Source organism: Thiorhodococcus drewsii AZ1, from assembly GCF_000224065.1.
GTDB lineage: Bacteria > Pseudomonadota > Gammaproteobacteria > Chromatiales > Chromatiaceae > Imhoffiella > Imhoffiella drewsii.
The window spans coordinates 1-22,314 of sequence record NZ_AFWT01000049.1; the positions used below are offsets into that span (position 1 = coordinate 1).

Below are 22,314 nucleotides of genomic sequence, written 5' to 3' on the forward strand. Positions count from 1 at the left end.
CGCCCGCCGTGCCGAGGGTCGCGGCCCCGGCGGCGAGCTGTGCCGCGCTGGCCGCCACGCCGATGGTCGCCAGGGCGACGATCGCCTCGTCCGTCTCTTCGTCATGCCACCACCTGGTCCCCTGCTTGGCGAGATCGCGCAGATCGCCGATGACGAAGAGGTCGGTCGCCACCCCGGCCGCCTGACCGATGGTCTCGTCGCTGGTGCCCGACAGGAGTCCTTCGCCGAGCTTGCCGGCCTTGTAGTCCAGGCTCCCGCGGACCGCTTCGATCTCCCGGTGCAAGGTTTGCGCGGCCGGGTCGGATTGGACGTAGGGGTAGTCCATGAAGAAGCCGAGATAGTCGGCCGCCTCGGCGTAGCGTTCCTGCTCGACCAATTGGCGGGTCTCGGGAACCGGGTCGATGCGGGTCAGGGCCAGGGTCGTGAGTTGCACGCGCTGCCAGAGCACGCCGATGGCGCTTAGGGCGACGAGGAGGAGGGTGACTTTGGCGATGAGCTTGATCACGTTCCGTCAGCTATGTTCCGATTCGATGTGCGACGATGCCCAGGAATGATCGGCCGGTACGTCGAAGGGACACCTTAATATGTGCGGTGACGATTGAATTGCCGGCCGGGCTTTATCGTATAGTTCCGCCTTTGATCATAGGGTGTGTCGTTTGAATATTCCTCTAGATCCTCTTGGCGCGTCCGAACGGAGCGACATTGAGGACAGACTGGCCCAGGGTATCGAGGCATTGGGGCTGGTATGCAGTCCTGAGCAGCAGAACCGGCTCATGGCCTTCATCGGTCTGCTTGTGCGCTGGAATAAGGCCTACAACCTCACGGCCGTGCGCGATCCGCTGGAAATGGTCTCCAAGCATCTGCTCGATAGTCTGGCGGTGTTGCCCTTCCTGTTCGGCGACTCGGTGCTCGACATCGGAACCGGGGCCGGTCTGCCGGGTCTGCCGCTCGCCATCATGGCGCCGGAGCGGCGGTTCTGGCTGCTCGACAGCAATAACAAGAAGGTCCGTTTCGTGCGTCAGGCGGTGCTGGATCTGGGGCTCGACAACGTCGAGCCGGTGCAAGCGCGCATTGAGACGTACCGGCCGGAGCAAAAATTCAGTACCATTGTCAGCCGCGCGGTCGCGGCCGACGAAATTCTGAGCGGCTCGAACGCCGAATTGCTCGCGTACCCCGGCCGGTTGCTGCTCATGAAAGGCCGTCAGCCGGACGAACGGATCGAGACGACGGGTTTGCCGTCGGCGGTTGTGATGATCCACCGTCTGAGCGTGCCCTTCCTCGATGTCTCGCGTCATTTGATCGAAATCCGGAGCACTTGAGCCGACCATGGCCAACATCATTGCGATCGCCAATCAGAAGGGCGGGGTCGGTAAGACCACGACGGCGGTCAATTTGGCCGCTTCCCTGGCCTCCATGAAGCGTCGCGTCCTGCTCGTGGATCTGGATCCACAGGGCAACGCGACCATGGGGTGCGGGATCGACAAGCACACCGTCGAGCATTCCGCCTGCGACCTGCTTCTGACCGAAATTCCCGTTGCGGATTGCATTCAGCGCGTCATCGAGCCTTCGCCTGGATTCGACCTGCTGCCGTCCAATGCCGATCTCACAGCCGCTGAGATCGGGCTGATCGATTCGCCCGACCGCGAGCACCGTCTGACCAAGGTGTTGGCCCGCGCGGCCGAGGCCTACGAACTGGTCATCATCGACTGTCCGCCCTCGCTGAACATGCTGACGGTCAATGCGCTGGTCGCGGCGCAAGGCGTGCTGATCCCGCTCCAGTGCGAGTATTACGCCCTGGAAGGGCTGTCGTCTCTGCTGGATACCATCGAGCAGATCCGCGAGAGTCGCAATCCGACGCTGTGCATCGAAGGGATCCTGCGCACCATGCACGATCCGCGAAACAATCTGGCCAATCAGGTCTCGACCCAGCTCATCACCCATTTCAAAGATCAGGTGTACCGCACCATTATCCCGCGCAATGTGCGCCTCGCCGAGGCGCCGAGCCACGGTCAGTCGGCCCTGCTCTACGACCCGCAATCGAAGGGTGCGATGTCCTATCTCGCCTTGGCGAGCGAGGTGTTGCGTCGTCTGGATAAGCGTCAACAGGTGGCCTGACTCGACAGCGCATGGATATCGACCAAAAAACACCACCGAAGAAGAAGGGCCTGGGGCGCGGTCTCGATGCGCTGCTCGGTGCCGCTCGCGCTCCGGAGGTCGCCGTCTCCGACACCGCCGACGATGCGCCGAGCGCCGAGGCGCCCGAGCGCGTGACCCATCTGCCACTGGAGTTCATTCAGCGCGGGCGTTATCAGCCGCGCCGTGAGTTCGATCCTGACGCGCTACGCGAATTGGCTGACTCGATCGTGGCCCAGGGTGTCATCCAGCCGATCGTGGTGCGTCCAGTGCCGGAGTCTGCGTCGGGTTCGCAGCGCTACGAGATCATCGCCGGCGAGCGCCGTTGGCGCGCCTGTCAGCAGGCGGGGCTTGCCGAGATTCCGGTGGTCATCCGCGAGGTCGACGAGCCGACTGCACTGGCCATCGGTCTGATCGAGAATATCCAGCGCGCCGACCTCAATCCGCTTGAAGAGTCCGGCGCGCTCGACCGGCTCATCTCCGAGTTCGGGCTGACCCACCAGCAGGTTGCGGAAGCGGTTGGTAAGTCGCGCACCATGGTGACCAATCTGCTGCGCCTCCAGGAGCTGAACCAGGACGTTAAGGATTACGTTGTGCAGTCGCGTCTGGAGATGGGACACGCGCGCGCGCTGCTCGGTCTCAAGGGGGGCGTTCAGAGTCAGGCCGCACGTCAAGTGGTGGCGGCTGGTCTCTCGGTGCGCGAGACGGAGAAATTGGTCCGGCGTCTGCAGCAGGCGGGCGAGGCCGAGGCGGCTGGCCAGCGTCAGCCGGAGATCGATCCCGATATCCGTCGCCTGCAATCGGATCTAACCGATCGGTTGGGGGCGTCCGTTCAGATCCAGCACGGAGCCCGTGGTTCGGGGAAGCTGGTCATCGCCTACAGCACGTTGGACGAATTGGACGGGATCCTCACGCACATCAAGTGAGCGTCTGTCCGAGCGGCGCCGATGTGTCTGGGTTCGTCCCCTTGACGCGTTTCGCATAGAAAAATTATCGATGAGCCTATTAATTTATTGTTCGTGTTGCGTTGACCCTATATCCACAACCCCTTATACTTCGCGCCCGGTGGGCAATGAGTTCACCCCGCCCACGACGATCTGATGCAACAGCCAGACGCGTTCCGGGCCGGAAAGATCCTCCAAATTCAGGTGGTCTTCGGTCTGGCTTTAGTAGTGTTTGCTTTGCCGTTTGGTGGTTCAGTTGCGCTTTCGGTTCTATTGGGGGCCGGAATTTGCCTGATGGCTACTGCCTTGCTCGCGGCCTGGGTCTTTCGCGGATATCGCGCCCAGCAGCCCGAGAGGCTGGTTTTGCGTTTTTATAGCGCCGAAACCGCGAAAATTGTATTTGTGCTCGGTTCATTCGGAGCTGTTTACGCAGTATTCGAAGGGATCAATGTACCAGCGCTGCTTGGTGCCTATTTCATGGTCCAGGTCATACCAACCCTGATAGCCGCCCTGTTCGGCAATCGAACCACGAAGTGAGAGATGATCGATGGCTTCTTCTGAAATGATGACTTCCCAAGAATACATCCAGCACCATCTCACCAATCTGACGTTTGGTCTTCATCCCGAGCACGGCCTGGGCTTCGCGCATTCGAGCGCTGATGCGGCCGAGATGGGCTTCTGGGCGATCAATGTCGATACGGTTTTCTTCTCCATTCTGCTGGGAGGCCTGTTCCTTTGGTTCTTCAAGGGCGTCGCGGAGAAGGTGTCCGCTGGAGTGCCCGGGGCCGCGCAGAACTTCGTCGAGTGGATCGTCGACTTCGTCGAGGATAATGTTCGCGGTTCGTTCAGCGGCAAGAATGCAATGGTCGCGCCGCTGGCCTTGACCATCTTCGCCTGGGTCTTCCTCATGAACTTGATGGACCTGCTCCCAGTCGACCTCATTCCCTATCTTTTCGGCCAGTTGATGGCGACATTCGGCGCCGAGCCGCACCACGTGTTCCTCAAGGTGGTGCCGACGACGGATCCCAATGCGACCTTCGGTATGGCGTTGACGGTCTTCTTCCTGGTGCTTTTCTACAGCATCAAGATCAAGGGTGTCGGTGGTTTCCTCGGTGAGTTGACGCTGCAGCCGTTCGGTAAGTGGGGCATGCCGGCCAACCTCATTCTGGAAGGCATCAGTCTTCTGTCCAAGCCGGTCTCGCTGGCTCTGCGACTCTTCGGCAACATGTATGCCGGTGAGATGATCTTCATCCTGATCGCTCTGCTCTACGGCGGTGGGATTGTGCTTGCGGGTACGGCTGGACTGCTGCAATTCGTTTGGGCTGTCTTCCATATCCTGATCATTACGCTCCAGGCGTTCATCTTCATGGTGCTGACCATCGTCTATCTGGACATGGCTCATCAGGAACATCACTGATCGCTTAGGCCGTCATCGTTCGTTTATTAACCGTTTTTTCTTTCAACCGACTCACGTCGGAAACTTTAACCTGGGGGAACTCATGGAACTCGAAGTCGCACAAGCATTTGCTATGGCCATCAAATTCATCGGCGCTGGTCTGATGCTGGGTCTCGGTGCCGTCGGTGCCGGCGTTGGTATCGGTATCCTGGGTGGCCGTTTCCTCGAAGGCGCCGCACGTCAGCCCGAGCTGATCCCGATGCTTCGTACCCAGTTCTTCATCGTCATGGGTCTGGTCGACGCGCTGCCGGTTATCGCGATCGCCATGGGTCTGTACCTGATGTTCGCTGCCTAAAACCCGATCCGACTCCCTCTTCGGGGTCGGTGTCACTCGCCTGTCGTCATCCTGACGAGGTTCGAGGAAAAGGCACGAGGCAACGCTATGAATATCAATCTGACTCTGTTCGCCCAGATGGTCACCTTCGCGGTGTTCGTCGGGTTCTGTATGAAGTACATCTGGCCGCCCATCGTCAATGCATTGGCGGAGCGTAAGGCCAAGATCGCCGAGGGTCTCGCCGCCGCCGAGCGTGGCCATCAGGAGCAGGCTCTTGGTGAGCAGCGTGCGCTGGACCTCATGAAAGAGGCCAAGACGCAGGCAGCCGATATCGTTGGTCAGGCCCAGAAGCGGGCGACCGATATCGTCGAGGAGGCCAAGTCCGATGCTCGCGTCGAAGGCGAGCGTCTGGTCGCGGCAGCACAGGCCGAGATCGAGCGCGAGACCAATCGCGCTCGCGAAGATCTGCGTGAGCGGGTCGCTTCTCTGGCTATGCTCGCCGCCGAGAAGATCCTCCAGAAAGAGATCAACGTCGATACGCATCGCTCGATCGTCGACGAGTTCGCCAAGCAGCTCTAGGGAATATCATGGCCGGAGATATCACCACCATCGCACGGCCTTACGCCGAGGCGATCTTCGAGCGCGCTAAGGAAACCGGGCAACTCGAAGCCTGGTCCGAGGCGCTGGCGCTGCTGGCAGCGGTGACGGCGGATCCGCTGTTGGCCGCTCAAATCAGTAACCCATCCGTGCCGCGCGAGCAAATCCGCGAGCTCATCCTCGAAGTTTGTGGTGATGGGCTGTCGGCTGAGGTCGGCAATCTCCTGCGGTTGCTCGCACAGAACGCACGCCTGGCGGCCATTTCCGAGATCGCCCGGCTGTTCGAGGCCCGACGCATCGCCGATCTGGGCGTACGCCACGTCTCGATTCGCAGCGCGTTCGAGGTCGGGAGCGATCAACAGGAAATGCTTGCCGCCGCACTGGCGAAGCACTTCGGCGATCAGGTCGAGCTGACGGTCGAGACGGATAGTGCCCTGCTCGGCGGAATCGAGATTCGCGCCGGTGACCTGGTGATCGACAATTCCGTCCGCGGCAAGATCAAGCAACTCGCCAACGCTTTGCAATTCTGAACTGGATACCGCCATGCAACTGAACCCATCCGAGATCAGCGATCTCATCAAACAGAAGATCGAGAAATTCGACCTTCAGACCGAGGCTCGGACCGAAGGCACCATCGTCAGTCTGACCGACGGCATCGTGCGTATCCACGGGCTGTCCGACGCGCAGTATTACGAGATGCTCGAGTTCCCGGGCAATGCCTACGGACTGGCGCTGAATCTGGAGCGCGATTCGGTCGGTGCGGTCGTCCTGGGCGACTACACCCACCTGTCCGAGGGCGACTGGGTGCGCTGCACCGGCCGCGTCCTTGAGGTGCCGGTCGGTGAAGGTCTGCTCGGTCGTGTCGTCGATGCGCTCGGCAACCCGATGGACGGCAAGGGCCCGATCGAGGCCTCCGCGACCTCGCCGATCGAGAAGGTCGCGCCGGGTGTCATCGAGCGTCAGTCGGTCGATCAGCCGGTGCAGACCGGCCTCAAGGCCATCGACGCCATGGTGCCGGTCGGTCGCGGTCAGCGTGAGCTGATCATCGGCGACCGTCAGACGGGTAAGACCGCCGTTGCCATCGACGCCATCATCAATCAGAAGGGCACCGGCGTTAAGTGTATCTACGTCGCCGTCGGCCAGAAGAACTCCTCGGTTGCCTCCATCGTGCGCAAGCTCGAAGAGCACGGCGCCATGGATCACACCATCGTCGTCTCCGCTCCGGCGGCTGAATCGGCGGCCATGCAGTTCCTGGCTCCCTATGCCGGCTGTGCCATGGGCGAGTACTTCCGCGACAAGGGCGAAGACGCGCTGATCGTCTACGACGACCTCACCAAGCAGGCCTGGGCCTATCGTCAGGTTTCTCTGCTGCTGCGTCGTCCGCCGGGTCGCGAGGCCTATCCGGGTGACGTCTTCTATCTGCACTCGCGTCTGCTGGAGCGCGCCGCGCGCGTCAACGCCGACTATGTCGAGAAGATGACCGACGGTAAGGTCAAGGGCCAGACCGGCTCGCTGACCGCGCTGCCCATCATCGAGACCCAGGCTGGCGACGTGTCCGCCTTCGTTCCTACGAACGTGATCTCCATCACCGACGGTCAGATCTTCCTGGAAACCGACCTCTTCAACTCGGGTATCCGTCCGGCTATCAACGCCGGTCTCTCGGTGTCCCGTGTCGGTGGCGCGGCCCAGACCAAGATCATCAAGAAACTCGGTGGCGGTATCCGTCTGGCTCTGGCTCAGTATCGCGAGCTGGCCGCCTTCTCGCAGTTCGCCTCCGATCTGGACGAGGCCACTCGCAAGCAGTTGCAGCGTGGTGAGCGTGTCACCGAACTCATGAAGCAGTTCCAGTACTCGCCCATGAGTGTCGGCCAGATGGCCATCTCGCTGTTCGCCGCCAACGAAGGCTACCTCGACGACGTCGACGTCAAGAAGGTCGTGGACTTCGAGCGCGCGCTGCAGGGCTATATGAAGTCCGCTCAGTCCGAGTTGCTCGCCAAGATCGATTCCACCGGCGGCTACGACGACGAGATCGTTCAGGCGATGCATGCGGCGATCAAGAGCTTCAAGGCAAGCAATACCTGGTAAGAGACAGCCGCCAGCAGCCAGCCGCCAGCCTCCAGCGGGAGGCATGGCGGTTGGCGTGGTGCGTTCAAAAGTATCGAACCTCCTCAGCCCCAGGCCGGATAGGCCGGCGGCTGGAAGCTGGAGGCTGGGAGCTAAAAAATGGCAGGCGCCAAAGAAATCCGCACCAAGATCGCGAGCATCAAGAGCACGCAGAAGATCACCAAGGCCATGCAGATGGTCGCGGCCTCCAAGATGCGCAAGGCCCAGGATCGCATGTCCGCTTCTCGGCCCTACGCGGAGAAGATGCTCCAGGTCATCAGTCATCTGGCCCAAGCGACGCCCGAGTATCGGCACTCCTTCATGGCGGAGGAGCGTCCGCGCAAGCGCGTCGGCTACATCGTCGTCTCCTCCGACCGCGGGCTTTGCGGCGGCCTGAACAGCAATCTGTTCCGTCGCCTCATCGCCGAGATCAAGGAGCAGCGCGAGGCGGGCGTGGAGCCGGTCTTCTGCACCATCGGCACCAAGGCGCTCGGCTTCTTCAAGCGTTTCGGCGGCGACGTCAAGGCGCAGTCGACGCATCTCGGCGACAAGCCTCACGTCGAGGATCTGATCGGCACGGTCAAGGTTATGCTCGATGCCTTCGAGTCGGGTGAGATCGATGCCATCTACGTGGCCAGCAACGAGTTCGTCAACACCATGACTCAGAGTCCGGTGATTCGGCAGCTGGTGCCGCTCGTCCCCGGCGAAAAGCAGGACTCCATGCCGTACCACTGGGACTACATCTACGAGCCCGATGCCAAGACGGTTCTGGATGCCCTGCTGACGCGCTATATCGAGTCGCTCGTCTATCAGTCGGTCGTCGAGAACACCGCATGCGAGCAGGCCGCCCGGATGGTTGCCATGAAGGCCGCTTCCGACAATGCTGGCAACCTCATCGGCGAGTTGCAGCTCGTCTACAACAAGGCGCGCCAGGCCGCGATCACGCAGGAAATCTCCGAGATCGTGAGCGGTGCCGCCGCGGTTTGACCGCAGCCGGCTGTCGCGGGTGCCCCCCAGATACTTGACCAGATCCAGACAGAATCGCTAGATGCCGCAAGGCATAAGAGGAAAAGACTATGAGTTCCGGTAACGTGGTGGAAATCATCGGCGCCGTCGTGGACGTTCAGTTCCCACGCGGCGAGATGCCCAAGGTCTATGACGCCCTGAAGATCGAGTCGACCGGGCTGACGCTCGAGGTGCAGCAGCAGCTCGGCGACGGCGTGGTGCGCTGTATCGCCATGGGCACGACCGACGGTCTGCAGCGTGGTGTCGATGTGACCGCGACGGGTGCTCCCATCCAGGTTCCGGTCGGTCAGGCGACCCTGGGCCGCATCATGGACGTTTTGGGTAACGCGATCGACGAGCAGGGCGAGGTCGAGAGCGAGGCGCGTTGGTCGATCCACCGCTCGGCGCCCAAGCTTGAGGATCAGGCCGCCTCCACCGAGATCCTCGAGACCGGCATCAAGGTCATCGACCTCATCATGCCCATCTCCAAGGGTGGTAAGGTTGGCCTCTTCGGCGGTGCCGGTGTGGGCAAGACCGTGACCCTGATGGAGCTGATCCGCAACATCGCCGTCGAGCACTCGGGCTTCTCGGTGTTCGCGGGTGTCGGCGAACGTACCCGTGAGGGTAACGACTTCTATCACGAGATGAAGGAGTCGAACGTGCTCGAAAAGGTGGCCCTGGTCTACGGTCAGATGAACGAGCCGCCGGGCAACCGTCTTCGCGTTGCGCTCACCGGTCTGACCATGGCCGAGTACTTCCGCGAGGAAGGCCGTGACGTGCTGATGTTCATCGACAACATCTACCGTTACACCCTGGCCGGAACCGAGGTGTCCGCACTGCTCGGCCGTATGCCGTCCGCAGTGGGTTACCAGCCGACCCTGGCCTCCGAGATGGGTGCACTGCAGGAGCGCATCACCTCCACGCGCACCGGCTCCATCACCTCCTTCCAGGCGGTGTACGTGCCTGCGGACGACTTGACCGACCCCTCGCCGGCCACGACCTTCGCGCACTTGGACGCGACCCTGGTGCTGTCGCGTCAGATCGCCGAGCTGGGTATCTACCCGGCCGTGGATCCGCTCGACTCCACCAGCCGTATCCTCGACCCCAACGTCGTCGGCTCCGAGCACTACGAGACCGCCCGCGCGGTGCAGGGTACCCTGCAGCGCTATAAGGAACTCAAGGACATCATCGCGATCCTGGGTATGGACGAGCTCTCCGAAGAGGATAAGCTCACCGTGTCCCGCGCGCGTAAGATCCAGCGCTTCCTGTCCCAGCCCTTCTTCGTGGCCGAGGTCTTCACCGGTGCGCCTGGCAAGTTCGTGTCCGTCAAGGACACCATCAAGGACTTCAAGGCGATCGTCAACGGCGAGTACGATCATCTGCCCGAGCAGGCGTTCTACATGGTCGGCGGTATCGACGAAGCGGTGGCCAAAGCCGAGAAGATGGCCAGCTAAGGGGGATTTCCCATGGCAATGACAATCCGCGTCGATATCGTCAGCGCCGAAGGCGCCATCCACTCCGGACCCGCCACCATGGTCTATGCCACGGCGGATATGGGCGAGGTGGGTATCGCTCCGCGTCATACCGCCTTCATCAGCCGGCTTAAGCCGGGTGATGTCCGGGTGGAGACCGAGAACGGCGAGCAGGAGCACTTCTATATCTCCGGCGGCATGCTTGAGGTTCAGCCGAGCGTAGTGACGGTTCTGGCCGACACGGCGGTTCGCGCCCATGATCTGGACGAGGCCGCCGCGCTCGATGCCAAGCGTCGCGCCGAGGATGCGCTCGCCGGTCATACGGCCGAGTTCGAGTATGCGAAGGCTCAGACCGAGTTGGCCGAGGCCGTGGCGCAACTGCGCGCCATCGAGAAGCTGCGCAAGATGAAGCGGGGCTAAGACGATTTCCGGATATGAACTCACCCGACGATCGGCATGTGTAGATTGGGCTTCGCCCCTCGCTCTGCCCTTCGGGTAGGATCGTTTCCGACAAGCGTCTAAATCCCGCATCGAATGCCTCTGGCATTCTGCCGGTACCGACCAAACGCCCCCGTCGATCAACGACGGGGGCGTTTGCATTTGTGGCAAACTTGGATCTCCGCCCGCATCTTTTCTATACCACATAGGCCAATCACCTGACCGATCGCATCGCGATCGTTAGGAGGAATCCATGACCATGTCCGATCAGGTCGTTCGTGAAGGCAAGCTGGTCTCTCTGACCTACCGCATCGCAGACGAGCGGGGCGTGATCCTTGAACAGACGGACCTACCCGTGACCTACATCCAGGGAGGTTTGGTCGAACTCATCGGTGGTATGGACAAGGCGATCCACGGCAAGCGGGCCGGCGACGAGGTCGAACTCTCGCTGGAGCCGGAGGACGGGTTTGGCAAGCGAGATCCGGATCTGGTCTTTACGGATGATCTCGATAACGTTCCGGCCGAGTTGCGTGTCGTTGGGGCCGAGGTGCAAATGCAGAACGATCGGGGGCAGGCGCGGATCTTCCATGTCACTCAGATCGTCGACGGCAGGCTCACGATCGATGGGAACCACCGGCTCGCGGGCAAGGTGCTGAAGGTTTTCGTGCGCATTCAAGAGGTCCGGGATCCAAGCCCCTCTCAACAGTCTCAGGGCTTGAATGGGATCGAGCGTCCGATCGGCCGGCTTCACTGATCGGCGTCGTTCCAGCACCCTCCCAACCTGGAAGGTGCGGTGGCTCGTCGCCCAAACTGGGAAGGATGATATGAAACTCGGTGTCGTGATTCTGGCGGCAGGTCTCGGAAAGCGGATGCGTTCCAGCCTGCCGAAGGTGCTTCATCCCTTGGCCGGCCGGCCATTGCTTCTCCATGTGTTGGACGCCGCGCGCGGCTGTGAGGCTGCGCAGGTGGTCGTCGTTCACGGCCACGGCGGCGAGCGTGTCCAGTCCGCCTTGCAGGACGAGGAGTGCGCCTGGGCCGAGCAGGCGGAGCAGCGTGGTACAGGACATGCCCTGATCCAGGCCATGCCGCTCATGGGCGACATGGACCGGGTCATGGTGCTCTATGGCGACGTCCCGCTGATCTCACCCCAGACCCTGAGACGTTTGATCGCGACCGGTGCCGAGACCCAACTGGGTCTGCTCACGGCCGAGATGTCAGATCCGACCGGTTATGGTCGCATTCTGCGCGATGCCAACGGGTGCGTGACCCGTATCGTCGAGCAGAAGGACGCGACCCCGGATGAACGCGAGGTCCGTGAGATCAACACGGGGTTCCTGATCGCCGATCGCGCCCGCTTACAGACTTGGCTGGGACGACTCGGCAACGACAACGCCCAGGGCGAGTATTACCTGACAGACGTCATCGAGATGGCGGCCTGGGAGGGCGTGACCATCGCCACGACCCAGCCCGAGGACCTGTTCGAGGTCGCCGGCGTCAACGACCGCGTCCAGCTCGCCGAGCTCGAACGTTTCTATCAGCGTCGTGCGGCCGAGGATCTGATGCGCTCCGGCGTGACCCTGGCGGACCCGGCCCGGTTCGATCTGCGCGGTCGGCTAGAGGCCGAGCAGGATGTCTCCATCGATGTGAATGTGGTGATCGAGGGCAAGGTCAGGTTAGCCTCCGGCGTGCGCGTCGGACCCAACTGTCTGCTTCGGGATTGCGTCATCGGTCCCGGCACCGAGATTCAGGCCAACTGCGTGATCGAGCAGGCCGAGGTGGGCGCCGACGCCAGGATCGGACCCTTCGCCCGATTGCGGCCCGAGGCCAGGCTTGCCGACCAGACCCATGTCGGCAACTTCGTCGAGATCAAGAAGACCTCGGTCGGGCTAGGCAGCAAGGTCAACCACCTCACCTATCTGGGCGACGCCGAGGTGGGCGCTGGCGTGAACGTCGGCGCGGGCACCATCACCTGCAACTACGACGGCGCCAACAAATTCAAGACCCGTATCGGCGACGGGGCCTTCATCGGCTCCAACGCCGCATTGGTCGCGCCCGTCACGGTCGGCGAGGGCGCCACCATCGGAGCCGGCTCCGTCATCGGCAAGGACGCGCCGCCCGAGCAACTGACCGTCGCGCGCGCGCGTCAGGTTACGATTCGGGGCTGGAAGCGTCCCATCAAATCGAGCTGACCGGGCGGCGTTTTCCGAACGGTTCGTTTTCTGCATTTTTTATCGATTGCTCAGTGAGAGATGTCCCATGTGTGGAATCGTCGGTGCCATTGCTCAACGTCCAGTAACCGCCATCCTCTTGGAGGGGCTGCGACGGCTCGAATATCGCGGCTATGACTCTGCCGGCATTGCCGTGCTGGCGGCTCCAGGGGAATTGAAGCGTATCCGCACGCTCGGCAAGGTCGCCCGTCTGGCCGATGAGGTGTCCGCCGATCCGCTGCTGGGCACGCTCGGAATCGCCCATACCCGTTGGGCGACCCACGGCGAGCCGGCGACCCATAATGCCCACCCCCACGTCAGTCACGATCGCTGTGCCATCGTGCACAACGGCATCGTCGAGAATCACGAGGAGTTGCGTCGCGAGCAGATCGCGGTGGGGCATGTCTTCACCTCGGAGACCGATACCGAGGTGGTGGTCCACGCCATCCATGACGTGCTGTCTGGCGGCTGCAGCCTGGTCGATGCGGTGCGCGGTGCCACGGCGCGGCTGCGCGGTGCCTATGCCTTGGGCGTGATCGACGCGCAGGATCCGGATCATCTGGTCGCGGCCCGTCAGGGCAGTCCGTTGGTGATCGGCGTCGGTTTCGGCGAGCATTTCATCGCCTCGGACGTCTTCGCACTGCTGCCGGTCACCAATCGCTTCATCTTTCTCGAAGAGGGCGACATCGCCGAGCTGACCCTGAATCGGGTGCGTATCTGGGATCGCGATGGGAATGAGGTCGAGCGCCCGGTCAAGACATCGAGTTTGGCGGTCGACGCCACCGAACGCGGCGAGTTCCGCCATTACATGCTCAAGGAGATCTTCGAGCAGCCACGTGCCATCGCCGATACCTTGGAGGGTCGATTGTCGGACAACCGGGTGCTTCCCGAGACCTTCGGCAGTCAGGCCGTTGAGCTGTTCGAGGGACTCGGAGCGGTCACCATCGTGGCCTGCGGCACCAGCTATCATGCGGCGCTGGTCGCGCGTTACTGGATCGAGTCCATCGCCGGGGTACCCTGTCAGGTGGAGGTGGCAAGCGAATACCGCTATCGCGCCCATGTGGTGCCGGAACGGGCGCTGTTCGTGACCATCTCTCAGTCGGGCGAGACCGCCGATACGCTCGCCGCGCTGCGTCAGGCGAAGGCGTCCGGCTATACCGCGACATTGGCGATCTGCAACGTCCCCGAGAGTTCGCTGGTGCGCGAGTCCGATCTGGTCTTCCTCACCCACGCCGGGCCCGAGATCGGTGTCGCCTCGACCAAGGCCTTCACCACTCAGCTGGTCGCGCTGTTGCTGCTGACCCTGAACCTCGCGCGTTGCAAGGGGCTCGACAGCCAGCACGAGCAAGAGCTGGTAGGGGTCCTGCGCACATTGCCGAGCAAGATCGAGGAGGCGCTCGCGCTCGATGCCCCCATCGCCCGGCTGGCCGAGGAATTTGTCGACAAGCATCACACCCTTTTTCTCGGTCGTGGTGAACAATACCCCATCGCGATGGAGGGGGCCCTCAAGCTCAAGGAGATCTCCTACATCCATGCCGAGGCCTATCCGGCCGGCGAGCTCAAGCACGGACCGCTCGCCCTGATTGACGAGCAGATGCCGGTGGTCGCGGTGGCGCCCAACAATGCACTGCTGGAAAAGCTCAAATCGAATCTGGAGGAGGTGCGCGCGCGCGGCGGTCGGCTCTATGTTTTCGCCGACTTCCAGGTCCCCATGGAGGAGTCAGATGGGGTGACGGTGATACGGTTGCCCGAGACCCACGATCTCATCGATCCGGTCGTCTTCACGGTTCCACTGCAACTGCTGGCCTATCATGTCGCCGTGCTCAAGGGAACCGATGTCGACCAGCCGAGGAACCTCGCGAAGTCGGTAACGGTCGAGTAAAGTTGTCAACCATGATCGAGGGGGGCATGGGTTTGCGACCTGGTTGGCAGTTCGCCTCGATCCCATTGTTTATACTGACGCTGGGGAGGAACCTGCTCGCGAATTCCCGGCGGCTTTAGCGATTCGAGCCCCTTGCGGCCTCCGCAGATAGAGCCAATGATCCGATCCGGGATGCCTGAATCTCAACGGCTTCACTTCCGGTCAAATGCCCATCGCACACTCAATCATGGCCGACAAACAAACCTCCAACGTTGTCCCGATCGGGGGCCGAGATAGCTCCATGGCGGTGGATATCTCCGAGGATTGCGCGGCAATGCTCGCGAGCTGCCGCGATCGCCTGATCGATAGTGTAACGGCTGTTTTCATCCAGCATGCCGGCCGCGCCAACGAAGAATTCATGTTGATGGCGGACCGCGCCGCCAATTCCGAGCAGCAACAGATCTGTTTCGCCGCCTCGCAGCTGTTCGCGAGCCGTCCGCAGCACTTGCTGCAGCGGTTTCGGGTTGCCTATTGCGCCCATTTCGACGCATCCGTGCCCGGTCTCGGCGGCGGTCGTTCGCGGCGCCAGTCGGCCTTGCCGGACGAGCTGAGCCTCGTAGATCCAGACGAATTCGAGCAGGATCTCGCCATCAGCAAGCTGTCGGCTCGGGCGGCCTTCAATTGTTCGCAGCAGCTGGTCGCGCTCGATCGTCGGCTCGCTGCCTTGATGCGGGTCCAACGGATCGGGCAGGACGACAACCCGCTCCATCCCGGCAGTCTCTACAAATCCATGCTCGCAGCCCTGACTGAGATGGATATCGAGCGCCCGGTGGCCCTGGCCATCCTGCAGTCGTTCGAGCGTCAGACGGCGGCCGAGCTGCCAGGCGTCTATGCCGGTCTCAACCGCTTCCTCGCCCAGTCCGGCATTCTACCGACCATGTCGACCGACACGCCTCAGGAGTTCACCAGACCCGATGGTGGCGGAGGCGGTGGTGGATACGGTGCGTCGTCGGCAGGCGGTGGCGGATCGGCTCAGTCAAGCGTCGGTTTCTCGTCCAACTATGCCCAGGCGCCGTCTGGGGATGGACTCCAGACGGGCGGTGAGGATCTCTTCAGCCAGTTGCTGCAGGTGCTCAAGTCGGCGGCCTCCATGGGCTCTCCAGCGGGGGCGTCTGCTCCCGGCTATGCGCCCGGACCTTCGCCCTCGATGCAGGGTGTGGCGATGCCGGGTGGCATGCCAGGCGCTCCCGCTCAATCCATGGGCGTGCAGCAGCTGGTCGATGCGCTCGGTACCTTGCAGCGCGGGCCGATGGAGCCGGGAGCCATGGCCGGCATGGGGCCGAATCGGCTCGACCCTCAGGGCTTCAATGTCCTGCAGCAGATCCGCTCGACCCCCATGGCGAGTTGGTCGCATCCCACCGATGCCATGACCATCGACATCGTGTCGATGCTGTTCGACGCCATCTTCAACGATCCCGATCTGTCCTCGACCATGCGTGCCGAGATCGCCAAGCTGCAGATCCCGGTCCTCAAGGTGGCGCTGCTCGACAAGAGCTTTTTCTCGGACCGCAAGCATCCGGCCCGTCGTCTGCTCGACGCGATCGCCAATTCGGGCATCGGTCGCAGCGATCACGACGAGCCGAGGTTGGTCGCCAAGATCGCCTCGATCGTCGAGTCCGTGGTCAAGGGGTTCGATTCGGATGTCCAGATCTTTGCCTCCCAGCTTCAGAAGCTCGAAGAGTTCCTAAGCGACGAGGAGGTGAGGGCACGGGACAAGGCGACCCAGATGGTCGGTCAACTGGAGGTCCGCGAACGCAAGGAGATCGCTCCCGCCCGCGCCACCTCCGAGATCGAGACCCGGATCAATCGGCGTAATCTACCGCCGCTGATTGCCGACTTCCTCACCCTTCACTGGCGTCTGGTGCTGATCGAGGTCTTCGCGCGTGCCGGTGACTCGAGTGGTGATTGGTCCGAGGCCCTGCGTCTGATGGACGAGCTCATCTGGAGCGTTCAGCCTAAGCAGGGCTCGCAGGATCGCGATCGCTTGCTCGTTCTGCTGCCCGATATGCTCAAGCGATTGCGAAGCGGTTTGGCGCGCATCGACCAGGAAGGCTCTTGGGACGCCTTCTTCACCGAACTCATCAGGCTCCACATGGCGGCCATGCACAAGGACGCGTCGTCCGATCCGGCGATGCCGTCCGGACAGTCGCCGATCAAGTCGGCCGAGTGGTCGGAGGTGCGGCTTCCACCGAGCGCAGCGCCGGCGAGCCCGTCTCCCGAGCCTGAGCGTCGTTCCACCGAGGCTGGGGTTGCCGAATCGGATCCTCAGCTCAAGCTGGTGCAGGCGCTGGAGGTGGGGGCCTGGGTCGAGTTCCAGAGCTTTCGCGGAACCCGTAATACGCTACGGCTGAACTGGGTCAGCGAGTTCAAGCGGGTCTATCTCTTCACCAACCGCCAGGGCGAGAACGCCATGACCCTGGCCGCCACCAGTTTCGCTGAACATCTACGCAAGGGAACCGCGCGTCTGCTCAGCCAGAATCCGCTGACCGATCGTGCCGTGGCCCATGTCCTGGAGAAGGTCGGTCCGCCATCCGACGAACCAAAAGGGGGATCTCGCTCTCCAGGCTATGCTTGGGAGTGAATCCGAGCCCGCGTTCCAGCTTGCCGGATGAATACCAGGCATCTCCGGCCAGCTTGGAGAGCCCGTCGAGTGTGAGCGGCATCCGCCGTCCCAGCAGCCTTTCACCAGCCGATCCGACCGCCGCTGCCGCCTTCAGCATCCAGAACGGCACCGACCAGGCTGGGATCGGTCGCCCGAGCGCGAGCCGGATGCGTTCGTAGATCCAGCGGGTCGAATAGGTTCGGCCATCCGTCACACAGTAGGTTTCTCCCGCGCTGTTCGGGTGTTCCGCGACGAGCAAAATCCCCGCGATCACGTCCTCGATATGGACCGCCGAGCGGCGGTTCTCGATGCGTGGCCAGGGCGGGAAGCGTCCACGGGCAACCGCTTCGATCATGCGGACGATGTTCCCCTCGCGACCGAGCCCATAGACCATCGGCAGACGCAGCACGCTCGCCGTTATTCCAGCCTTGTCTCCGAAGTCGAAAACCGCACGTTCGGCGGTGAGCTTGGCTTGGCCATAGAGCGTGTCGGGTTCGGGCGGCGCGTCTTCGTCGGCCGGTCGGCCCATCGCTCCGATCTTGTCGCCCATCGCCTTGATCGTGCTGACGTAGAGAATCCGTTCCAGCCGTGCGCCGCCGAGTCCTGAGGCGTCGAGCTGCGACAGCAGGTTGCGGGTGCCCTCGGCCGTGACCGACCAGTGGCCGGGCGCGTTGTAGAGATCGGGCTCGTCGGGTCGCGGCGCATAGCTGGCCAGATGGAACAGGGTCTGGATACCCTCGCCGACAGTCGCCAGGGTGTCGCGGTCCGCCAGGTCGCCGACACGGATCTCGACCCTGCCGTCCGGCCAGAGCCGTTGTGCGGCCTCAGGCGAGCGCGTCAGAACCACGACCGAGGCACTGCGGTTCAGAAGCTCATCGACCAAGGCGCGTCCGACCCGTCCGGTCGCGCCCGTGACCAGGATCTTGCCCAGCGGCGATGCCCCGGCTTGCGTCATGGTGCTCACTCTGTGCCCCGTCGGACACGCCAGGTGCGCGGCCCGAGGACCAGGGTTTTGAGCAGCATGTGCGCCCGGATACCGAAGATGACCAGCAGGCTGAAGGGACGCGGATAGCGCGCGTACTGAAACTTGCGGAAGAAACGCTCCATCCCTCGGTGCTTGTGGCGCTCGACCGCCAGCGGTCTTGCGGTGCTACAGGCGCCCTTGTGGTGGACGACGCGTGCGTCTGGGACCAGCGCGATCTTCCAGCCGGCGCGATGGAAGCGCACGAACCAGTCCAGATCCTCGCAGTGCAGGAAATAGCCTTCGTCCAACGGACCGACCTCATCCAGTGCGCGTCGACGCACGAACATGAAGGATCCCGAGATCGCCTCGACCTCGACCGGTACGGTCGGCAGGGGCTCGTTCTGGTGGTTGAGTGTCCGTCCACCGCCTCCAGGCAGGAGACGGTCCAGGTGCAGGATGCGTTTGAGGGCGATCCAGGGATCCGGGATCGAGCGCCGACAGGCGACCTGCTCGCTACCGTCCGGGTTCAGGACCAGACAGCCGGACATGCCTACATCGGGACGCTGGTCCATGAAGTCGGCCATTCGCGTCAGTGTGTCGCCATCGACCAGACAGTCCGGGTTGAGGAACAGCAGATATTCGGCCCGAGCGAACGAGAGGGCGCGATTGTTGGCCTTGGCGAATCCCAGGTTCTCGCCATTTTCGAGGATCATCAGACGGGTGTCGTCGGCCCTGTATGCGAGTTGCTCCAGACTGGCGTCGTGCGAGCCGTTGTCACTGACGATGAGTTCGACCGGAAGGTTGGAGTCGAGGACGGCCGAGACGCATTCGGCCAGCAGTGGACCGGCGTTGTAGTTGACGACGATGACCGAGACGCGGGGCGCCGACGTGGGTCCATGGTTCATGGGTTGGTCTCTTCCAGGCCGAGCGCCGAGCGCAGTGCGCGCTCGGCGGCGGCGAAGCCGAAATGGCGCTCCATCACCTCCAGTCCGCCGTCCGAGAGTCGCGTCCAGAGGGCGTCGTCCCGGTAGAGCTGGACCACCGCGTTTGCGAAGTCGACCGGGGTATCGGCGATGAGGATCGAGTCGCCGTCGCGCAGATGCATGCCCTCGGCGGCGATGCTGGTCGCCACCACCGGGAGTCCGTGGGCGAGGCTTTGGTTGACCTTGCCCTTGACCCCCGCACCATAGCGCAGCGGGGCCACCGAGATGCGGCAGTCGGCCAGGTAGTCCGTCACGTCGGGCACGTAGCCGAGGATCTCGACGCCCTGTCCGGCGCACTCTACGACCTCGGGCGGCGGATCGGTTCCGATGATCTTGAGTCGCGCATCCGGCAGTTCCGCACGCACCAGCGGCAGGATCTCTTTGCAGAAATAGATGACCGCGTCGCTGTTCGGTGGATGGGCGAAGGCGCCGATGAAGAGCAGGTCGCGACGCTGCTCGGGCGGCTTGGCCGAGCCGAAGATGCGATGGATGTTGGAGACCAGTCGTACCTCGACGTCCGGTGCCTCCTCGGCCAGGAGCGCGCGCTCGGTCTCGCTCACCACCAGGGTCAGATCGGCCTGTCGCATCAGATCCAGCTCTTGGCGTTTGCGCATCTCGGCGACCAGATGTGTGGCCCGATCTCCCTTGAGTTCGGCCAGACGGCGCTCGCGCAGGAAATGCAGGTCGACCGTGTCGAATAGGATGCGGGCCGCCGTGCAGTGACGGCGGACGGCCTTCATGGTCTGGGCGGCCGCATCGGCTCGACTCAGGAGCACCAGATCGTAGTCCCGTCCGTAGCGCGCCAGATGGCGGGCGATGCTCCGAATGTAGGGACGGTAGAGCACCTCGATGCCGATGCGTTGCAGGTCGGAGACATAGGGTTGAGGGGCCTCCAGGTTCGCGGCGGCGAAGGTGACCTTGTAGCCGAGCCCCTGGAGGATGCGGAACAGGTTGAGCATCCGCAGCGAGCCGGATTCGCGATCCGGGGTGACCATGTAGTTGTCGACGATCAGCGCGCGGCGCGCGACCTGACGCTCGCGCGCACGGTCGATATCCTGGTCGCGTGGACCGAATGTGGCGAGCACCGCTCCCCAGCGTTCGCGGAAGGTCTCGGCATGGAGTCGCTGGAAGCGTTTGAGTCCGGTTTCTGCGTCCGCGTCGCGTCCGGCGGTGATGCCCTCGAAATGCACTACATGGGACAACGGCTGGTAATAGACCACGTGCCCCGTGGCGCGCACGCGGAAGGCGAGGTCCGTGTCTTCGTAGTAGGCCGGGGCAAATGCCGGATCGAATCCGCCCAGTTGGCGGAAGAGATCGGCCCGAATCGCCAGCGCGGCGCCCGAGCAATAGTCGACGGCCCTCAGATAGCTGTACTCGGGCCGGTTGGGGTCGTCCAGATGGCCGTAATTCCAGGCCGAGCCGTCCTCGAAGAGGATGCCGCCCGCCTCCTGCAGTCGTCCATCCGGGTAGACGAGACGGCTGCCGACGATTCCCGCGTTCGGGAAGTCCTCGAAGGTGCGGATCAAAGACTCCAGCCAGCCCGACTGAACCTGGGTGTCGTTGTTGAGGAAGACGAGGATCTCGCCCCGCGCCGCCTCCGCGCCCCGATTGCAGGTTCCGACGAAGCCGAGGTTTTCATCGTTGCGGATCAGTCTGACACCCGGATAGTGCGCTAGACGCTCCGAGGTGCCGTCAGTCGAGGCATCGTCGACCAGGATGACCTCGAAAGTGGCCTCGTTTTGAGTGAGCGCCAAGGCTGCCAGGCAGTGATGGGTATAGGCGAACTGATCGTGGACCGGCACCACGACCGAGATCCGAGGTTGCTCCTCCCCTCGCAGGTCGACGGGCGCCAAGGGTTCGGAGAAGGCCAGCAGTCTTGGCGGTCCCTCGATCGCGAGCGGGGTGGTGTGTAGTCGGCGCTTGAGCTTGCGCAGCAGCACTCCGCCGCCCTCGGTGCGAAGCACATGGATGGCGCGCGGAAGATACCTCAGGGCGACGGTAAAGAAGCTCTGGTCGGATGTCGGCATGCGGGTCATTCAGTCGCGCTCCCTGGGCCGTGAGCGGCGCCTTGGCGAGGGTGTCTTCTCGGTCACCTCTCCTACCATGCGATCGCCGATTCGGCGAGTTCCTCGTAGGTCGTGGCGATGCGGGCCATGATCGGACTCGCGGTTCGCTCTTCCATGGGAATCGTGCGATGCACGAGATAGGTGATGCCGCGTTCGTCATGACGTTCGTAGACGCTGATGATGAAGGGGCAGTTGACGATGCGCGTGGGGTCTTCCTGCAGCATGGCCCGGGACAAGACGGCACTGCAAAACTCGACCGATTGCGCCTTGGCGTAAATAGGGTCGGGCGTCCCAAGGTCCTTGCCGGTGCGTTCCAGCATGACGCCCATGTCCATGACGTTGTTGATGTACATCCCCCGTTCCTGGATCGCCGCCTTGAGTCCGTCGAGCACGTCCTCGAAGGCGGAGTCGGTACGATAGACCTGGTAGCCGCCGGCCGCCATGGCGGTGACGCTGGCGAGCAGAAGGCTGGTGATCAGAACGGCGCGAAGCTTGGCGGCGAATGGTTGCATGGCCTGGGACTCCCTCGACAGTGTCTGTTGGCGACGAATGGTAGCAGGCGGGAATTTCGGAAGGGGGAAGGATATGTTCAAGACCGGAGCGATACGGCTGCCCCGCCCGATGGCGGGGCAGGTATGGCCGGTCAGTATTGATTCATCGGACGGAATGCTGGGGCCGATGGCCACTCGTTGCCCTGCGGGCGCTGATTTTGCTGCTTGGACTCCAGCTCCTCAATGCGACGCTTGAGTGCCTCGATCTCGCTCTGACTCGCGCTGGCCGCTGGTGCCGCCGCAGGTGCCGAGGGCTGCATGCCAGGCACCGCGCCATAGGCGGGTGCGCCATACGTGGCCGGAGGAGCGCCAAATCCAGGCGCACCATAGGGCATGCCGCCGTAAGGTGCGCCGTAGGCGCCGGGATAGCCGTAGCCACCGAAGGGCGCGCCGTAGGGGCTGCCGTAATAGGGTTCGTCGTCATAGCGATCGTTGCCGTTCATCCAGCGGCTCGGATTCATCATGTTGCCGAAGTTGAAGGCATGGCTCACCGGGACGACGGCCACGAAGCCGAGCACGGCGGTGAGCGAAAGCGTGGTGAGGGTCTTCTGGGTCTTGCTCACGGTCGCAAATCCTCCTGATATGGTTTTATTGGAAC

General features: G+C 62.8%; 21 protein-coding genes and 1 pseudogene. 16 read left to right on the plus strand and 6 right to left on the minus strand.

Features of this window, described 5'->3' with window-relative positions; genetic code table 11:
* Positions 1-505 (minus strand): annotated as a pseudogene (locus THIDRDRAFT_RS20680) (hypothetical protein); the annotation flags it as partial.
* A gap of 151 nt (positions 506-656) precedes the next feature.
* Here THIDRDRAFT_RS20680 and rsmG point away from each other — a divergent pair.
* From rsmG to THIDRDRAFT_RS20760, 16 genes are all read left to right on the plus strand, one after another.
* Positions 657-1,319: a 16S rRNA (guanine(527)-N(7))-methyltransferase RsmG gene (rsmG, locus tag THIDRDRAFT_RS20685; RefSeq protein ID WP_245535909.1), complete on the plus strand. Its 663-nt coding sequence runs from the start codon at positions 657-659 to the stop codon at positions 1,317-1,319.
* A 7-nt stretch (positions 1,320-1,326) separates the two neighbouring features.
* Positions 1,327-2,115: a ParA family protein gene (locus THIDRDRAFT_RS20690; RefSeq protein WP_007042870.1), complete on the plus strand. Its 789-nt coding sequence runs from the start codon at positions 1,327-1,329 to the stop codon at positions 2,113-2,115.
* 11 nt (positions 2,116-2,126) lie between these two features.
* Entirely contained in the window at positions 2,127-3,059 is a 933-nt protein-coding gene (locus tag THIDRDRAFT_RS20695; RefSeq protein ID WP_007042871.1) for a ParB/RepB/Spo0J family partition protein, read from the plus strand.
* Positions 3,060-3,233: 174 nt separating this feature from the next.
* A complete protein-coding gene (locus THIDRDRAFT_RS20700) occupies positions 3,234-3,614 on the plus strand; it encodes an ATP synthase subunit I (RefSeq protein ID WP_007042872.1) in 381 nt (126 codons plus the stop codon).
* A gap of 10 nt (positions 3,615-3,624) precedes the next feature.
* Positions 3,625-4,494 carry a F0F1 ATP synthase subunit A gene (gene atpB / locus THIDRDRAFT_RS20705; RefSeq protein WP_007042873.1) on the plus strand — a complete coding sequence of 290 codons (870 nt, stop codon included), beginning with the start codon at positions 3,625-3,627 and terminating at the stop codon, positions 4,492-4,494.
* Between the two features lie 82 nt (positions 4,495-4,576).
* Entirely contained in the window at positions 4,577-4,828 is a 252-nt protein-coding gene (gene atpE, locus THIDRDRAFT_RS20710) for a F0F1 ATP synthase subunit C (RefSeq protein ID WP_007042874.1), read from the plus strand.
* Positions 4,829-4,915: 87 nt separating this feature from the next.
* A complete protein-coding gene (locus tag THIDRDRAFT_RS20715) occupies positions 4,916-5,386 on the plus strand; it encodes a F0F1 ATP synthase subunit B (RefSeq protein WP_007042875.1) in 471 nt (156 codons plus the stop codon).
* A gap of 8 nt (positions 5,387-5,394) precedes the next feature.
* Positions 5,395-5,934 carry a F0F1 ATP synthase subunit delta gene (locus THIDRDRAFT_RS20720; RefSeq protein WP_007042876.1) on the plus strand — a complete coding sequence of 180 codons (540 nt, stop codon included), beginning with the start codon at positions 5,395-5,397 and terminating at the stop codon, positions 5,932-5,934.
* A gap of 13 nt (positions 5,935-5,947) precedes the next feature.
* Entirely contained in the window at positions 5,948-7,489 is a 1,542-nt protein-coding gene (atpA, locus tag THIDRDRAFT_RS20725) for a F0F1 ATP synthase subunit alpha (protein ID WP_007042877.1), read from the plus strand.
* A gap of 138 nt (positions 7,490-7,627) precedes the next feature.
* Complete coding sequence (gene atpG / locus THIDRDRAFT_RS20730) at positions 7,628-8,494, plus strand: F0F1 ATP synthase subunit gamma (RefSeq protein WP_007042878.1); 867 nt, start codon at positions 7,628-7,630, stop codon at positions 8,492-8,494.
* 89 nt (positions 8,495-8,583) lie between these two features.
* Positions 8,584-9,966 (plus strand): F0F1 ATP synthase subunit beta, encoded by a 1,383-nt coding sequence (atpD, locus tag THIDRDRAFT_RS20735; protein WP_007042879.1) that lies wholly within the window; start codon positions 8,584-8,586, stop codon positions 9,964-9,966.
* A 12-nt stretch (positions 9,967-9,978) separates the two neighbouring features.
* A complete protein-coding gene (locus THIDRDRAFT_RS20740; RefSeq protein ID WP_007042880.1) occupies positions 9,979-10,404 on the plus strand; it encodes a F0F1 ATP synthase subunit epsilon in 426 nt (141 codons plus the stop codon).
* A gap of 271 nt (positions 10,405-10,675) precedes the next feature.
* The gene (locus THIDRDRAFT_RS20745) at positions 10,676-11,176 is read left to right on the plus strand and encodes an FKBP-type peptidyl-prolyl cis-trans isomerase (protein ID WP_007042881.1); all 501 of its coding nucleotides are present in this window, start codon (positions 10,676-10,678) and stop codon (positions 11,174-11,176) included.
* Positions 11,177-11,246: 70 nt separating this feature from the next.
* Positions 11,247-12,611: a bifunctional UDP-N-acetylglucosamine diphosphorylase/glucosamine-1-phosphate N-acetyltransferase GlmU gene (gene glmU / locus THIDRDRAFT_RS20750; protein WP_040845656.1), complete on the plus strand. Its 1,365-nt coding sequence runs from the start codon at positions 11,247-11,249 to the stop codon at positions 12,609-12,611.
* A gap of 67 nt (positions 12,612-12,678) precedes the next feature.
* Positions 12,679-14,511: a glutamine--fructose-6-phosphate transaminase (isomerizing) gene (glmS, locus tag THIDRDRAFT_RS20755; RefSeq protein WP_007042883.1), complete on the plus strand. Its 1,833-nt coding sequence runs from the start codon at positions 12,679-12,681 to the stop codon at positions 14,509-14,511.
* Positions 14,512-14,791: 280 nt separating this feature from the next.
* On the plus strand, positions 14,792-17,131 hold the full coding sequence (locus THIDRDRAFT_RS20760; RefSeq protein WP_007042884.1) for a DUF1631 domain-containing protein: 2,340 nt from the start codon (positions 14,792-14,794) through the stop codon (positions 17,129-17,131).
* Here the strand turns inward: THIDRDRAFT_RS20760 and THIDRDRAFT_RS20765 are convergent.
* From THIDRDRAFT_RS20765 to THIDRDRAFT_RS27160, 5 genes are all read right to left on the minus strand, one after another.
* Positions 17,019-18,107: an NAD-dependent epimerase/dehydratase family protein gene (locus THIDRDRAFT_RS20765; protein WP_007042885.1), complete on the minus strand. Its 1,089-nt coding sequence runs from the start codon at positions 18,105-18,107 to the stop codon at positions 17,019-17,021. The two genes, THIDRDRAFT_RS20760 and THIDRDRAFT_RS20765, sit on opposite strands and share 113 nt — an antisense overlap.
* 5 nt (positions 18,108-18,112) lie before the next feature.
* Positions 18,113-19,021 (minus strand): glycosyltransferase family 2 protein, encoded by a 909-nt coding sequence (locus THIDRDRAFT_RS20770; RefSeq protein ID WP_007042886.1) that lies wholly within the window; start codon positions 19,019-19,021, stop codon positions 18,113-18,115.
* Positions 19,018-21,126 carry a glycosyltransferase gene (locus THIDRDRAFT_RS20775; protein ID WP_245535910.1) on the minus strand — a complete coding sequence of 703 codons (2,109 nt, stop codon included), beginning with the start codon at positions 21,124-21,126 and terminating at the stop codon, positions 19,018-19,020. The genes THIDRDRAFT_RS20770 and THIDRDRAFT_RS20775 overlap by 4 nt, the downstream gene beginning before the upstream one ends.
* Before the next feature lie 71 nt (positions 21,127-21,197).
* Entirely contained in the window at positions 21,198-21,677 is a 480-nt protein-coding gene (locus THIDRDRAFT_RS20780) for a DUF302 domain-containing protein (protein WP_007042888.1), read from the minus strand.
* A gap of 131 nt (positions 21,678-21,808) precedes the next feature.
* Positions 21,809-22,279 carry a hypothetical protein gene (locus THIDRDRAFT_RS27160; protein WP_007042889.1) on the minus strand — a complete coding sequence of 157 codons (471 nt, stop codon included), beginning with the start codon at positions 22,277-22,279 and terminating at the stop codon, positions 21,809-21,811.
* Positions 22,280-22,314: the final 35 nt, after the last annotated feature.

Coding starts and splice junctions, on each gene's coding strand:
- THIDRDRAFT_RS20690 (WP_007042870.1), top strand. CDS start 1,327: ATGGCCAACATCATTGCGATCGCCAATCAGAAGGGCGGGGTCGGTAAG.
- THIDRDRAFT_RS20695 (WP_007042871.1), top strand. CDS start 2,127: ATGGATATCGACCAAAAAACACCACCGAAGAAGAAGGGCCTGGGGCGC.
- THIDRDRAFT_RS20700 (WP_007042872.1), top strand. CDS start 3,234: ATGCAACAGCCAGACGCGTTCCGGGCCGGAAAGATCCTCCAAATTCAG.
- atpB (WP_007042873.1), top strand. CDS start 3,625: ATGGCTTCTTCTGAAATGATGACTTCCCAAGAATACATCCAGCACCAT.
- atpE (WP_007042874.1), top strand. CDS start 4,577: ATGGAACTCGAAGTCGCACAAGCATTTGCTATGGCCATCAAATTCATC.
- THIDRDRAFT_RS20715 (WP_007042875.1), top strand. CDS start 4,916: ATGAATATCAATCTGACTCTGTTCGCCCAGATGGTCACCTTCGCGGTG.
- THIDRDRAFT_RS20720 (WP_007042876.1), top strand. CDS start 5,395: ATGGCCGGAGATATCACCACCATCGCACGGCCTTACGCCGAGGCGATC.
- atpA (WP_007042877.1), top strand. CDS start 5,948: ATGCAACTGAACCCATCCGAGATCAGCGATCTCATCAAACAGAAGATC.
- atpG (WP_007042878.1), top strand. CDS start 7,628: ATGGCAGGCGCCAAAGAAATCCGCACCAAGATCGCGAGCATCAAGAGC.
- atpD (WP_007042879.1), top strand. CDS start 8,584: ATGAGTTCCGGTAACGTGGTGGAAATCATCGGCGCCGTCGTGGACGTT.
- THIDRDRAFT_RS20740 (WP_007042880.1), top strand. CDS start 9,979: ATGGCAATGACAATCCGCGTCGATATCGTCAGCGCCGAAGGCGCCATC.
- THIDRDRAFT_RS20745 (WP_007042881.1), top strand. CDS start 10,676: ATGACCATGTCCGATCAGGTCGTTCGTGAAGGCAAGCTGGTCTCTCTG.
- glmU (WP_040845656.1), top strand. CDS start 11,247: ATGAAACTCGGTGTCGTGATTCTGGCGGCAGGTCTCGGAAAGCGGATG.
- glmS (WP_007042883.1), top strand. CDS start 12,679: ATGTGTGGAATCGTCGGTGCCATTGCTCAACGTCCAGTAACCGCCATC.
- THIDRDRAFT_RS20760 (WP_007042884.1), top strand. CDS start 14,792: ATGGCGGTGGATATCTCCGAGGATTGCGCGGCAATGCTCGCGAGCTGC.
- THIDRDRAFT_RS20765 (WP_007042885.1), bottom strand. CDS start 18,107: ATGACGCAAGCCGGGGCATCGCCGCTGGGCAAGATCCTGGTCACGGGC.
- THIDRDRAFT_RS20770 (WP_007042886.1), bottom strand. CDS start 19,021: ATGAACCATGGACCCACGTCGGCGCCCCGCGTCTCGGTCATCGTCGTC.
- THIDRDRAFT_RS20775 (WP_245535910.1), bottom strand. CDS start 21,126: ATGCCGACATCCGACCAGAGCTTCTTTACCGTCGCCCTGAGGTATCTT.
- THIDRDRAFT_RS20780 (WP_007042888.1), bottom strand. CDS start 21,677: ATGCAACCATTCGCCGCCAAGCTTCGCGCCGTTCTGATCACCAGCCTT.